This is a genomic window from Acidimicrobiales bacterium (assembly GCA_022452035.1).
In the GTDB taxonomy this organism is placed as follows: Bacteria; Actinomycetota; Acidimicrobiia; order Acidimicrobiales; family MedAcidi-G1; genus UBA9410.
In genome coordinates, this window is sequence record JAKURV010000004.1 from 1 (window position 1) to 13,687 (window position 13,687).

The following is a 13,687-nucleotide window of genomic DNA, read 5'->3' on the forward strand; positions in this document are numbered from 1 at the left end:
ACTGGCCGTAGGCGAGGAGTTCGCTGAGGGCCCGGCCCACCCCGGCGCTCTCATCGAGGGTCTTTGCTGCATAGCGAACTGTTAGGTCAGTAGCGCCTCGGCGATACTGTCGAGGTGGTTCAGGTCCTGGTCGTCAAGGACTTGTAGGTAGACCCGATTACATCCTCGTTCAGAGAACTCAGCAGCCCTTGCGCGCAGTTCTTCCCGGCTTCCAGCAAACCCGTTTTGGCGAAGTTCGTCAGGTTGCCGTCCGATCGCCGCTGCGCGTCGTTCCATTTCGGCATCGTCATCACCACAACAGACAACCTGAGCACTGGAGTAAACGAGGTCATCAGGATCCCGGCCGCTGGCCTGACAAGCGTCACGCACGATGGTGGTCACTTCTGTCCATCTTTCCGGCGGCGTGAACGGAACGTTGAACTCGGTGGCGAAACGTGCAGCCAGCCGAGGTGTTCGTCTCGGACCGGACCCACCCATGATTATCGGCGGACCCGGCCTCTGTTCGGGTTTCGGCAGAGCGGGTGAACCCTCGATGGTCAGTATCCGGCCGGAGTAGTCGAAAGTCTCTCCGATCGGCGTGTTCCACATCCCGGTCATGATTTCCAGGGTGTCCTCGAGCAGATCGAAGCGTTTCCCGATTGGCGGGAAGGTCAGACCCTGGGCCTGGTGTTCAGCCTCATACCAACCGGCTCCGAGGCCGAGTTCTATCCGCCCACCGCTCATCTGATCGACCTGGGCTACCGACACGGCAAGAGGACCAATGTGGCGAAAGGTGATCGGAGTTACCAGGGTGCCTAGGCGAATACGTTGCGTGTCGCGGGCAAGACCAGCCAACGTCGTCCAGGCGTCAGTGGGGCCGGGCAGTCCATTGCTGTCTCCCATGCTTAGGTAATGGTCGGAGGTGAAGAATCCACCGAAGCCAAGTTCGTCAGCATGGCGAGCCAGGGCTAGGAGTCGCTCGTAGGTCGTTCCCTGCTGCGGTTCTACAAAGATTCGGTAGTCCACGGTCCTCCTTGAGTTCTTTCTGCATTCTGGGCCAGCAGTCGCCCATCGTGCTGACACGCCCGTTGATATTCGGATTCCGGCTTAGATGATGGCTTTTTCTAGGAAGGGCTCACCGCGCATGATCCGACCATGGCCCATTGCCGACAGGTCGATGGTGCGGTACTCGCCGTAGGTGAGGAGCTCGCTGAGCGCCCGGCCCACCCCGGCGCTCTGCTGTAGACCGTGTCCGCTGAACCCGTTGCAGAAGTAGAAGTTCGGTACCGCTTCGGCGGGACCGACCACGGCGTTCCGGTCCAGCGTGTTGTAGGCGTAGTGGCCGACCCAGGAGTGGGTCACAGCAATCCGTTCGAAGGCCGGAATCCGGTGCACGAGGGCGGGCCAGATCAGGTCTTCCCACTCGTCGCGTCGGACAGCAAAGTCGTCCGGGTCTACTTCCACGTCGTCGGCCGGGGGGATACCGGCCAGGTAGTGAGGCGGTTCGGTCCGGACGTGCATCCCGTTGATGTCGATGGTCAACGGCAGGGTGGGCCCGTCGAGTTCTTCCCGGCAGTCGAAAACCCAGGCACCCCGAATCCGAGGCTCAACGGGCAGAGGCAGACCGACCAGGTCGGCCACCCATCGGGCCCGCGGCCCGGCACAGTTCACGACCCGGTCACAGGCCACCACGGTTCCTGAGGCCAACTCGACGTGGGTGATCCGGCTGCCGGCCGCGTCGGTCCGTAAGCCCACTACTTGGTCGGTTACGTACTCGATGCCGTTGTGGCGGGCCCTCTGCTGGAAGCCTCGCATCATGGAGTAGGCGTCCAGGGTGCCTTCGTGGCGCAGGCCGAGGCTGGCACCGGCCAGGTCATCGACAAACAGGTAGCCGAACCGGTCGGCTAGCTGCCCGGCGGTCAGCAGCGCTACCTCGGCTCCGCATGACAGCTGCACCTCGTGGTTTTCGCGCAGGACTTCCATGCCGTCGCCGGTGGCGAGGAACAGGTAGCCGGTGTCTCGGAACCCCAGGTCGGGCGACTCGCCGTCCACCTGAACGTTCTCGTGGAAGTCGGCGATGAATTCGGTGGCGAACATTGACAGGCGGACGTTGACCGCCTCGGAGAACTGGTGGCGGATACTGGCTTCGGACAGGGTGGTCGAGGACCGCTCGTAGGTCGGGTCCATCTCCACGACCAGGACCGGACCGTCAAAGTCGGGGTTCTCAGACAGCCAATAGGCCACCGAACTACCCATGACTGCCCCGCCCACGATGACGGTGTCGTAGCCGGAGCGGCTCGGACCCGTCGGGGCGGGCCCGGTCACGTCACGTAGCCCTGTCGACGGTCCTCAGCCACCGCCTCGGAATCGCGTTGAACCGGTTCGCCAAACCCGCCACCCCCGGGGAGCTCCAACACGATCGTGCGGCCAGCCGGCACCAACTGCTTGCCCTTGGCGTCAAACGGGGTGCCGTCATCGAGGTACACGCGGCCCGGTGCACCGTCTCCGCCGCCGCGGCGCCCCCGAGCCGGGTTCTCGACCCGGTCGAACATGCACGAGAAAGCGAAGTGGTAGCCGTCGGTGGGGCCCAGCTCGATGACCTGGCCCAGGCCGCCGCGCTGACGTCCGGCTCCTCCCGAGTCGGGACGTAGTTCCTTGCGCCACACCACGATGGGTCCGGCCTGCTCGGTGGCCTCGGCGGGCATGGTTCGCACACCACTAGGGAACGCCGTGCTGTTGAGACCATCTAGGGCGGGGCGAGCGCCGGTGCCTCCACTGTTGAACATGAGGATCTCCCGGGGTGGGAGCCCGGCCGACGGGTCAACAGCCCGGGCGCTGACCTGGAAGTTCCAAAGGGCTCCGGCGCCTTCGGCGGGCACCACGTCGGGGAGCGCGTCGGCAATGGCCCCCAGGCACAGGTCGGTAACGAAGTGCCCGATCACGTGGCGCACCGCCACCGGCTCGGGGTGGCGGGCGTTGAGGATGCAGCCCTCAGGGGCGCTAACCGAGAAGGCAGCCAGGGAGGCATGGTTGGACGGCATCTCGGGGGCCAGAGCCACGAGCATGGCGTACGAGAAGTAGGCGTGGGCGTACGTCAGGGGCACGTTCACGCCGTGAGCACAAGTCGGCGACGTGCCGGCGAAGTCGGCGTGGGCGCCGTCGTCGGTGACGGTCAGGGTGACGACCAGATCGACCGAGTCGTTGTAACCGTCGACCCGCATTTCGTTGGTGTACGTGCCGGGAGGCAGAGCCTGAAGGCGTTCCCGGGTAGCGACAGCGGTCCGCTCGAAGATGAAGGCAGCCAGCTCGACAACGTCGTCCAGGTCGAACTCGTCGAGCATGGCGTGCAGGCGGCGGGCGCCCGTGTCGTTACAGCCCGACAGCGAGTACAGGTCGCCGACCACCTGCCCGGCTTCGCGCACGTTGTTGCGCACGATGTTCAACAGGTCCTCGTTGACCACGCCCCGTTCAGCGAACTTCATGATGGGGACGAAAAGCCCCTCTTCGTAAACCTCGGTGGCGTCCGGTCCGTAACCGCGGCCGCCCACGTCGACCACGTGGGCTGTGCAGGCGAAGAAGGCGACCAGGTTGCCGTTTCGAAACACCGGGTTGACGACGGTGAAGTCGTGCAGGTGGCCGGTGCCCTTCCACGGGTCGTTGGTGATGTACGAGTCGCCCTCGTAGATCCGGTGAGGGCCGATGTCCTCGATGAAGTTGACGACCGCTGCGGCCATGGTGTTGACGTGGCCCGGGGTGCCGGTCACCGCCTGGGCGATCATCCGGCCCTCAGTGTCGTAGATGCCGGCCGACAGGTCGCCGGCTTCGCGGACACTGGTGCTAAACGCCGTGCGCACCAGGGCCAGCGCCTGCTCCTCCACGATGGAAATGAGCCGGTTCCACATCACCTGGTGACGAAGCTCGCTCACGGCGTGGCCTCCTGTCGGGTCACCAGCAGGCAACCGTCGGCCTGCAGGACCGCCTGCTGGGTGCTGGACAGCCAGGTGGTGGTCTGAGGTTCCACGACGACTGCCGGACCCGGCACACGGTCACCGACAGCCAGGTCGTCTCGCTCCACGACAGCTGCCGTCACCGGGGTACCGGTCGTCGGGTCGTGGATAGTCCGGGAACGCCCGGTAGCGACATCACGGGAGGCAGCCACCCGCTCGATTCGATCCACCGGCGGTCGCGGAGTGGCCACCCGCACCGACCAGCCGATGGCCTCGATGGCCAGGCCGGCGATAGCTCGCCCGAAGAACTCCTCGTAGGCCTTCTCGAACCGGTTAGCCAGCAGCTCGCCACCCAGGTGGTCGAACGGGGCGGCATCGAGGCGGACGGGGATCTCCCATCCCTGACCGGCGTAACGCATGAAAACCCACCGTTCGGTCTCCAGAGCCGGCGGCCCATCAGCCTGGTGGGTGGTGGCCAGGGCTGCGGCGACCACCCCGGTGGCTTCGTCGGCCAGCTCGGCCAGCATCCGGTTGGCTGCCTCGTGGTCAAAGTCGGAGGTCAGGGCGTGGTGGCTACGGAGGGCCTCGTAGGCGACAGGGGCCCGGAGGAACCCGATAGCTGAGCCCACGCTGGCTCCCGGCGGGATCAGCAGCTCGTCCACGTCGAGCTTGTCGCACAGCCGACCGGCGTGCAGGGGGGCACCGCCACCGAAGGCAATGACAGTGAAGCGGCTCACGTCCTTGCCGTTTTCCACGGCGTGGACCCGGGCTGCGTTGGCCATGTTCTCGTCGACCACCTCGACGACACCTTCGGCTGCCGTGTCAGACGTCAGCCCGAGCGTGGCACCGACCCCGGCGTCCAAAGCCGTCCGGGCTGCCTCCTCGGACAGGTCGATGCCCGGAGCGCCGAACGTGTCGGCCGACAGGCGACCCAGGACCAGGTCAGCGTCAGTCACCGTGGGGGCCGTACCCCCCAGCCCGTAGGAGGCGGGGCCGGGTTCGGAACCTGCGCTGAGTGGCCCGACGCGGATCTGTCCCAGCACGTCCACGCCGGCGATGGATCCGCCTCCGGCTCCGATCTCGATCATCTCGATGACCGGGATGGAGATGGGCATCCCGCTGCCCTTGGTGAACCGGTGGGTGCGGGCCACCTCAAACGTTTTGGCCGTCCGGGGGGTTTGGTCCTCGATGAGGCAGATCTTGGCTGTGGTTCCGCCCATGTCGTAGGAGAGCACAGCGTCCAGGCCGTGACGGGCCGCGATGTCGGCGGCGAAGATGGCCCCTCCGGCCGGCCCGGATTCCACGAGGCGCACCGGGAACCGTGACGCCGTCTCGACGGTCATGAGGCCGCCACCGGAGTGGATCAGCGAAACAGGGCAGCGGGCGCCCGTCGCTTGGAGTCGGCGTTCCAGTTCACCCAGGTAGGTGGCCATGAGGGGTTGGACGTAGGCGTTGGCGCACACCGTGTTGAACCGCTCGAACTCTCGCATCTGGGGCGACACCTCAGAGCTGATTGATACGGCCACGTCGGGTAGGCGTTCCAGCAGCAGGTCGCGGAAGCGCCGCTCGTGGGTGCCGTCCACGTAGGCGTGGATGAACCCCACAGCGACCGACTCGTAGGTCTCACCGTCGGCGCGTTCGGCCAGCACCTCGACCAGGGCCCGTGCTTCGTCGTCGTCGAACGGGCGCAGGACCGAGCCATCGGCACCGATCCGCTCCGACAGGACATGGCGGTCCCTCCGCTCGATAAGCGGGGTGGGTAGCACCAGGTTCAGGTCGTACTGCTCGAAGCGGCTCTCGGTGCGCATTTCGATGGTGTCGCGGAAGCCGGCTGTGGTGACCAGAGCGGTGCGGGCCCCGGTGCGTGAGATAAGGGCGTTGGTGGCCAGCGTCGTGCCGTGGATGAACGTTTCCAGGTTGGCCAGGTCGGCTCCGGCGTCGGCGACGACCTGGTGGACGCCGTCGAGGATGCCCTGTTCGGGGGCGTCGTACGTGGTGAGGACCTTGGTTGAGAACAACCCATCGTCGGTTTCCAGCACCACGTCGGTGAATGTGCCCCCGACGTCGGCGCCGATACGCATGCCCATGGCCCGGTCCTCAGTCCTCGCCGAGCACCTGGTCGAGCGACGGGAAATCGCTGGGCGGCATGATGTCAACGGTGGCTGACCGCTGCTGGGACAGCATCCCACCGTCCACTTTGAGGACGTCGCCGGTGATGTAGCGGGCATCGTCGGAAGCCAGGAACAACGCCGGGCCGGCCATGTCGTCCGGGTCGCCGGGTCGTCCCAGCGGGATGTTCTCGCCCCGCAGACGTCGGGCTGCCTCGTCCATGCCCTCGGTGTCGATGGAGCCCGGCATCAAAGCGCACACCCGGATGCCGTACGGGCCGAGGTCCAGGGCCATGGCTCGGGTCAGGGCCTCGATGCCGCCCTTGGAGGCGTCGTAGGCGGTAAACGCCCGGTGGGCGCGGGTGGCTCCACCGGACGACATGTTGATGATCACGCCCGCTCCGTTGGCGGCCATGATCCGGGCCGCCCGGTGCGAACACAGGAAATGGCCGGTGAGGTTGACGTCGATGATGCGCCGCCACCAGGCCTCGTCAGCCTCGAAGAAATGAAGCATGGGGCTGACCATGCCGGCGTTGTTGACCAGCACGTCGACGGTACCGAACGCCTCGACGGCGGTGTCGAACAGGGCCTCGACCTGGGCGCTGTCAGACACGTCGGCCGGGCCTCCGACTGCCGTACCGCCGGCCGCTGTGATGGAGGCCACCACGTCGTCCACCCGGGAGGATTCCAGGTCGTTAACCACCACGGAGGCGCCTGCCCCGGCGAAGCGTTCGGCGATGGCCCGCCCGATGCCTTTGCCTGCACCGGTGACGACAACGACCTGACCTTCGTGAGAAGCACTCATGGACGGCCTTTCAATCCTTGTATCGACCCGTACACGCGAGGCTATCGGGGGTCGAATCCGGAGGTCAGATCCGGGGCGGTGAGTGCGGGACGCCGCCTTTTGGACGTCAGGTCCGGCCTAGGAACTCTCCGACGGTGTCGACCAGCAGGTCGGCGTGCCCGTCGTCCACGTCGAGGTGGGTCACGATGCGCAGCGTGGGCTTCCAGAAACACAAAAGGATCCCAGCGGCCTCCAGGTGGGCTACCAGACCGTCGTGGCGATCGGCGGGCGGAGTGGCCCACACCATGTTGGTGGCCTGCACGACCTCCATACCGTCGATGCCGCGCAGCCCGTCGGCGATACGTCTGGCCCGCTCATGGTCCTCGGCCAGGCGGTCTACGTGGTGGTCCAGGGCGTGCAGCCCGGCGGCTGCCAGGTGGCCGGCCTGGCGCATGCCGCCCCCCAGCATCTTGCGGATCCGGAAGGCCCGGGCAATGGAGGCTTGGTCTCCGGCGAGCACCGTGCCTACCGGGGCGCCGAGGCCCTTGGAGAGGCAGAGAGAAACCGTGTCGGTATCGGCGGAGTAGGCGTCGATACCGACACCCTCGGCGACTGCCGCGTGGAACAGGCGGGCGCCGTCAAGGTGGACGGCCAGGTCGTGCTCCCGGGCCGCCGCGATCAGGTTGGCTATCTGGTCGACGGACTGGGCGTGTCCGTTGACGGTGTTCTCCAGGCTGAGGAGGCGGGTCACCGGGTGGTGCTGGTCGGGTTCTTTGACGGCAGCCCGGACGTCTTCCGGCGTGAAACAGCCCTGCTTGTCGACCTCGAGGGGCCACGGGACGGCACCCCCGAGGGCCGCCGCGCCCCCAACTTCGTTGATCATGACGTGGTTGTTGCGGCCGGTCAGGAACTCGTCACCGCGCTGGCAGTGAGACAGGATCCCAGCCAGGTTGGACTGGGTTCCCGAGGTGCAAAAGAGGGCGGCTTCCTTGCCGGCCAGGGTGGCGATCCGTTCCTGGAGGGCGTTGACCGTGGGGTCCTCGCCGTAGACGTCGTCGCCGACCGAGGCTTCGGCCATGGCCCGACGCATGGCCGGTGTGGCCCGGGTGACGGTGTCGCTGCGGAAGTCGGCCTGGATGCCGGTAGGACCGTCCGCGGAGAAGGGGGTGGACTGCTGTTCGGGCACCGGCGCAGGCTAGGCGCCGGGTGTGCCACGATTCGCCTTGGCGGGCAGCAGGATGGCGACAAACGGGAAGGGACTGGTCATGGGAGGACACGACGGACCGCTGCTGCCCGATGGGGTGGTGGCGCCGATCCTGACCCCGTTTGAAGCCGACCTTTCGGTCTCCCACGACCGGTTGGTGGCCCATGCGCAAAGGGTGCTCGACGAGGGATGCGTGGGCGTGGCTGTGTTCGGCACGACGGGGGAGGCCCTGTCCGTTGCCACCCGCGAACGCGAAGCGGCCCTCGAGGCCCTGGTCGCCGGCGGCATCGACCCCGGCGTGATGATCGTGGGTACAGGGGTGACCAACCTGCCGGGCACGGTGCACCTGACCCGCCATGCCATGGAGCTGGGCTGCCGGGCCTGCATGGTGCTCCCGCCCTTCTACTTCAAGGACCCGGACCCCGAGGGGCTCTTCCGGCACTTCGCCGGCCTGGTGGAGCGGATCGGCGACGACCGCCTACGGATCATGCTGTACCACATTCCCCAGGTGGCCGGCGTGGGCCTCCCGGTCCCGCTGGTAGCCCGTCTGCGCGCCGAGTTCCCTGAGGTCGTCGTGGCCATCAAGGACTCGTCTGGCGACTGGGCCAACACCGAGGCACTTTTCGGAATCGACGGTCTCACCGTCTACCCGGGAGCTGAGATGCCCCTGCTGGACGCCTTGGACCGCGGCGGGCCGGGTTGCATAACGGCCACGGCCAACGTCAACGCCGGCCCGGTGGCAGAGGTGATCCGCCTACACGTCTCTGGTGGCCGACCGGCGGCCGAGGTGGCCATGGAAGGGGTGCAGGCCTTCCGCCTGCTTATGCAGGAGTACCCGGCCATCCCGACCCAGAAGCGCCTCCTGGCCCTCAGGCTGGGCGATCCGACCTGGGCGACGGTGAGGCCGCCGTTCCTGCCCGCCGACGAGGCGGTCGGGATCAGGTTGGAGGAGCGCATAGCCGAACTCTGAGCGGCATCGGAGGAACTCCGGCACGAGCGTGTGATGCTGTCGGTATGCGAACGGACGACAACGAGGAACGCATAGGCCTCTTCCTCGACTACGAGAACCTGGCCATCGGTGCCCGTCAGGACCTGGGTATGAAGCGCTTCGACTTCGGACCCATAGCCCGGGCCATGGCCGAGCGGGGAAGGGTCGTCTACCGGCGGGCCTATGCGGACTGGTCGGACTTCGACGAGGACAGGCGCCATCTCACCCGCCACCAGGTCGAGCTGATCGAGATCCCGCAGCGCATGGGGACCAGCCGCAAGAACTCGGCCGACATCAAGATGGTCGTCGACGCCCTGGAGCTGGCCTTCGAGCGCGAGCACGTCACCACGATCGTCATCTGCACCGGCGACAGCGACTTCACGCCCCTGGTGCAAAAGCTCCGAGAGCTCGACCGGCGTGTCATAGGCATCGGTGTCCGGGACTCCACCTCGAAGCTGCTCCCGCCGGCGTGCGACGAGTTCATCTACTACGACAGCCTGGAGGGCGTCGAGGCCAGCATCGCCGCCAGCAGGGCACCGAAGGCCTCCCGGGCTGTCGATGCCGACGACGAAGGCCCCGTCGAGGCACCGCCGTTGGACGAACTGGTCATCTCCACCCTGGTCGGCATGCAGGGCTCCAGCGAAGATGTGCGCGCGTCGACGTTGAAGCGGGCCATCACCCGCATCGACCCGACGTTCAACGAGTCCGACCACGGTTTCCGCGGGTTCACCGAACTGCTCCGCCACCTCGCCGAACGCAAGGTCGTCGAGCTGTCCGGGCCGAAGCGCGACCCCGAGGTGGACCTCGTGACCGGAGACGGGCCGGGCCAGGCGGCCTTCGAGTTGCTGGTCGCCGTGGTGGCCGACAAGGCAGGGAAGAAAGGTGCAGCCCTGTCCGGCCTCAAAACCGAGATAAACCGCCGGGACGACGGCTTCAACGAGCGGGCCCTGGGCTACGGGGGCTTCCTGCAGTTCTGCAAGGCCGCCGCAGCGCGTGACCTGGTGGCCATGGCGTGGGACGACGCGCGGGGCGACTACCTGCTCTCGCCGGCCGACTAGCGGTCAGCGTTCACGCCGGCCGGAAAGCCAGGTTCAGCGGGCGCCGCACGTAGTTTCCGGTGGCGTACTCCATTGCGGCACCGTCCACCACGTAGTCGGGGCAACGGACCAGAAGTTCCTCCAGGGCGACCCGTCCCTGGAGACGGGCCGCCGCAGCGCCCAGGCAGTGGTGGGCGCCGTAACTGAAGCTGAGGATCCGTGCCGGGTCACGACCCACATCGAGGCATTCGGCGTCGTCACCGAACTCACGGTTGTCGCGGTTGGCCGCCGCGTAGCCGAGCAGCACCTTCGACCCGTCGGGGATGGTGCGGCCATGAACCTCTACGTCCCGGGTGGTGGTACGGGCCAGGTTCTGGACAGGGCTGGTGAGGCGGAGCAGTTCCTCAACGGCGCCCGGGATCATCGACGGGTCGTCGATGAGGCGCCGCCGCTGGTCGGGATGGTCGCAGAGGAGCACGGCTGATCCGCCCAGGAGTCCGGTCGTGGTGTCGTTGCCGCCGGTCACCATGGTGAAGGCGAAGCCGAGGACCCACAGGATCGACACCGCGTCCTCACCGAGAGCGACCAACTGGCTGACCATGTCGTCACCCGGGTCGGTACGTCGCCTTTCGATAAGCCGGCCGAAGTAGTCCAGGAGGTCACCGATGCCGGACTCCGGGTCGTCGGTCCGCCCCTGGGCGGCGGCCGACACGATCTGCTCGGTCCACCGGTCGAACAGGGGCCGGTCCTCGGCCGGAACGCCCAGATAGTGGGCGACCACGAAGCTGGGGAGCGGCTTGAACAGGTCGGCCACGATGTCGCCGCCCCCTTCGGCGATGAGCCGGTCAAGGCGTTCGACCACGAAGTCCCGGACGTCGTCCTCAATGTCTGTCACCTGTCGGGGGGTGAATCCCGGGCCGACGAGCCGCCGGAACGCCGTGTGGTCGGGCGGGTCGAGGAACACGATCGGGGTGGCTTCACCCATGTCCACCCCGGTTCCCGGCTCGACGGTCAGACCGCGGGCCGACGAGAAGGTTCCGGTGTCGCGTGCGGCGTCGAACACGTCGGCGAACCGAGACAGGAACCAGAAACCGTCGTGGTTGTCTCCGCCGGGCATGTGGTGCACCGGGTCGTGGTCACGCAGGTCCCGGTACATGGGGAAGGGGTCCCGCCACGACTCACCGGATCGCAGCACAAACTCGGTGGTGGACATGGGGCTCAGCCTGCCTTGGGCAGGACGATGAAGGCCATGGCTACGTAGTGGAGGGCCGCTGCGGCGACCGTTAGGCCGTGGAACACCTCGTGGTAGCCGAACGAGCCGGGCCACGGGTCGGGCCGCTGGAAGGCGAAAACCACGGCGCCCGCCGTGTACAGCACCCCACCGACTAGCAACAGCACGAACCCAGCCACCCCGAGGTGGTGCCAGGCGTCGGCCACCACGGCCAGCAGACACCAGCCGACAACTAGGTAGGGAAGGGCGACCATCGGCGTGGGAGCGGTAGCGAACCGCAGCCGGAGCGAGATGCCCACCACCGCGCCACCCCAGACGAGCACCAGCACCAGCTTTGCTGCCCACGGAGACAGGGCAAAAGCGGCCACCGGCGTGTAGGTGGCGGCGATGGCCACGAAGATCGTGGCGTGGTCAAGGCGTTGCATCCGACGGCCACCGAGCCGTCCCCACGGGATGCGGTGGTAGAGGGCCGATACGCCGAACAGGGCCACGATGGCCAGCGAGTAGAGGGCGATGACGAAGCGGGGCCCGACGCCCGGGGCCCGCACGATCATGATGGGGGCCAAGGTCAGGGAGGCCACAAAGGCCATCCGGTGCGAAACCCCGCGGAACCGGGGTTTGGCGTCGTTGAAGGTCGTGACCACGATCGGTCACCCTACGGGGCGCGTCCGGTGGGCCGGGTCGGGCAGAATCGGGGTCGCCGCGTAGGGCGCGGCCGGGTGGAGGACGACCGTTGGCAGAGAGCTACGACTTCGTGATCGTCGGGGGCGGCTCCGCGGGCTGCGCTCTGGCCAACCGCCTCAGCGCCGACCCGTCCAACCGGGTGCTCGTTTTGGAGGCTGGGCGCCGCGACTGGAAGGCCGACGTGGTCATCCACATGCCAGCCGCTCTGTCAATGGGTATCGGCAACCGCTTCTACGACTGGATGTACGAGTCCGAACCGGAGCCCCAGATGGGCGGCCGCCGGGTGTATCACGCCCGGGGCAAGGTGCTGGGCGGCTCGTCGTCCATCAACGGAATGATCTTCCAGCGCGGGAACCCAATGGACTATGACCGGTGGGCGGCCACCCCGGGCTGCGAGGCGTGGGACTGGGCCCACTGCCTGCCCTACTTCAAGCGTATGGAGACGTGCATTGCTGGGGCCGACGACTGGCGGGGTGGTGACGGGCCCCTGAAGCTGGAGCGGGGACCGGCCACCAGCCCGTTGTTCCGGGCCTTCCTTGAGGCTGTGGAGGAGGCCGGCCATCCGCGGACCGTCGACGTCAACGGCTACCGACAGGAGGGCTTCAATGCCTTTGACCGCAACGTCTACCGGGGTCGACGCCAGTCGGCCGCCCGGGCCTACCTCCATCCGGTCCTGCACCGGAAGAACCTGAACCTGATCACCAAGGCGCACGCCACCCGGCTGGTCATGGACGGCACCCGGGTCACCGGCGTCGAGTACCAGCGCCGCGGGCAACGCCACGTGGCCGCCGCCGCCGAGGTCGTCTTGTGTGGTGGAGCCATCAACACGCCGCAACTATTGCAACTCTCGGGCATCGGCCCGGCCGCCGTGCTAAACGACGCCGGGGTCTCACCGGTCGTGGATCTGCCCGGGGTGGGGGAGAACCTCCAAGACCACCTCGAGGTGTACGTGCAGTACGCCTGCACCCAGCCGGTGTCGATGGCCCCCTACCTGGCTCGCTGGCGCAGGCCGTGGATCGGCCTGCAGTGGCTGTTCCGACAGGGCCCCGGAGCGTCGAACCACTTCGAAGCCGGCGGGTTCCTGCGCAGCAACAACGAGGTGCGGTGGCCGAATCTGATGTTCCACTTCCTGCCCGTTGCCGTCCGCTACGACGGGTCGGTGCCGGCTGCTGGGCACGGCTACCAGTTCCACATCGGGCCCATGTTCTCCAACAGCCGCGGGTGGGTACGGATCCAGAGCGACGACCCATTCCAGAAGCCGAAGCTGCTGTTCAACTACCTGTCGACGCAGGAGGACCGCCAGGAGTGGACTGAGGCCATCGCTGTGGCCCGCAACATCATGAACCAGCCGGCGTTCGCTCCGTTCAACGGTGGAGAGGTCTCGCCCGGACCAGACGTCCAGGGAGACGTAGCGGTGCTGGACTGGGTTCGCAAGGACGCCGAAACCGCGTTGCACCCGTCATGCACGGCCCGCATGGGAACTGACGCCATGGGCGTAGTCGACCCGTCGACCATGCGGGTCCATGGCACACAGGGATTGCGGGTGGTGGACGCATCGGTGATGCCCACGCTCACCAACGGGAACATCTACGCCCCGGTGATGATGACGGCCGAGAAGTCTGCTGACCTGATCCTCGAGAACACACCCCTGCCGCCGAGTGACGCCCCGCAATACCGGCACGGCGTATCCGAACCCGACTGGTAGAAGCACCGTCGTGGCGCTTC

Annotated in this window: 11 protein-coding genes; 3 read left to right on the forward strand and 8 right to left on the reverse strand. The window is 67.1% G+C overall.

Annotated elements, in window-relative coordinates:
• Positions 1-81 precede the first annotated feature (81 nt).
• The 6 genes from MK181_02475 to ltaE form a co-directional block, all read right to left on the reverse strand.
• Positions 82-1,005, reverse strand: a complete 924-nt coding sequence (locus MK181_02475) for an LLM class F420-dependent oxidoreductase (GenBank protein ID MCH2418661.1) — start codon at positions 1,003-1,005, stop codon at positions 82-84.
• Positions 1,006-1,086: 81 nt separating this feature from the next.
• A complete protein-coding gene (locus MK181_02480) occupies positions 1,087-2,304 on the reverse strand; it encodes an FAD-binding oxidoreductase (GenBank protein MCH2418662.1) in 1,218 nt (405 codons plus the stop codon).
• The gene (locus MK181_02485; protein ID MCH2418663.1) at positions 2,301-3,905 is read right to left on the reverse strand and encodes a hydantoinase B/oxoprolinase family protein; all 1,605 of its coding nucleotides are present in this window, start codon (positions 3,903-3,905) and stop codon (positions 2,301-2,303) included. The genes MK181_02480 and MK181_02485 overlap by 4 nt, the downstream gene beginning before the upstream one ends.
• Positions 3,902-6,013: a hydantoinase/oxoprolinase family protein gene (locus MK181_02490; GenBank protein MCH2418664.1), complete on the reverse strand. Its 2,112-nt coding sequence runs from the start codon at positions 6,011-6,013 to the stop codon at positions 3,902-3,904. The genes MK181_02485 and MK181_02490 overlap by 4 nt, the downstream gene beginning before the upstream one ends.
• Before the next feature lie 10 nt (positions 6,014-6,023).
• Positions 6,024-6,839 (reverse strand): SDR family oxidoreductase, encoded by an 816-nt coding sequence (locus MK181_02495; GenBank protein MCH2418665.1) that lies wholly within the window; start codon positions 6,837-6,839, stop codon positions 6,024-6,026.
• Between the two features lie 106 nt (positions 6,840-6,945).
• Complete coding sequence (gene ltaE / locus MK181_02500; GenBank protein MCH2418666.1) at positions 6,946-8,004, reverse strand: low-specificity L-threonine aldolase; 1,059 nt, start codon at positions 8,002-8,004, stop codon at positions 6,946-6,948.
• 79 nt (positions 8,005-8,083) lie between these two features.
• On the opposite strand from ltaE, the gene MK181_02505 reads away from it, so the two are divergent.
• Entirely contained in the window at positions 8,084-8,992 is a 909-nt protein-coding gene (locus tag MK181_02505) for a dihydrodipicolinate synthase family protein (GenBank protein MCH2418667.1), read from the forward strand.
• Positions 8,993-9,036: 44 nt separating this feature from the next.
• Positions 9,037-10,068, forward strand: a complete 1,032-nt coding sequence (locus MK181_02510; protein MCH2418668.1) for an NYN domain-containing protein — start codon at positions 9,037-9,039, stop codon at positions 10,066-10,068.
• Positions 10,069-10,078: 10 nt separating this feature from the next.
• Here MK181_02510 and MK181_02515 read toward each other — a convergent pair whose 3' ends face one another.
• Both MK181_02515 and MK181_02520 read right to left on the reverse strand, forming a co-directional pair.
• Complete coding sequence (locus tag MK181_02515) at positions 10,079-11,269, reverse strand: cytochrome P450 (GenBank protein MCH2418669.1); 1,191 nt, start codon at positions 11,267-11,269, stop codon at positions 10,079-10,081.
• Complete coding sequence (locus MK181_02520; protein ID MCH2418670.1) at positions 11,266-11,922, reverse strand: hemolysin III family protein; 657 nt, start codon at positions 11,920-11,922, stop codon at positions 11,266-11,268. The genes MK181_02515 and MK181_02520 overlap by 4 nt, the downstream gene beginning before the upstream one ends.
• An 89-nt stretch (positions 11,923-12,011) precedes the next feature.
• Between MK181_02520 and betA the strand changes: the two genes are divergently transcribed.
• On the forward strand, positions 12,012-13,667 hold the full coding sequence (betA, locus tag MK181_02525) for a choline dehydrogenase (GenBank protein MCH2418671.1): 1,656 nt from the start codon (positions 12,012-12,014) through the stop codon (positions 13,665-13,667).
• Positions 13,668-13,687 lie beyond the last annotated feature (20 nt).

Excerpts from the sequence above, each read along its gene's own strand:
- MK181_02490 (MCH2418664.1), bottom strand. The coding sequence starts at position 6,013 with ATGGGCATGCGTATCGGCGCCGACGTCGGGGGCACATTCACCGACGTG.
- MK181_02495 (MCH2418665.1), bottom strand. The coding sequence starts at position 6,839 with ATGAGTGCTTCTCACGAAGGTCAGGTCGTTGTCGTCACCGGTGCAGGC.
- MK181_02505 (MCH2418667.1), top strand. The coding sequence starts at position 8,084 with ATGGGAGGACACGACGGACCGCTGCTGCCCGATGGGGTGGTGGCGCCG.
- MK181_02510 (MCH2418668.1), top strand. The coding sequence starts at position 9,037 with ATGCGAACGGACGACAACGAGGAACGCATAGGCCTCTTCCTCGACTAC.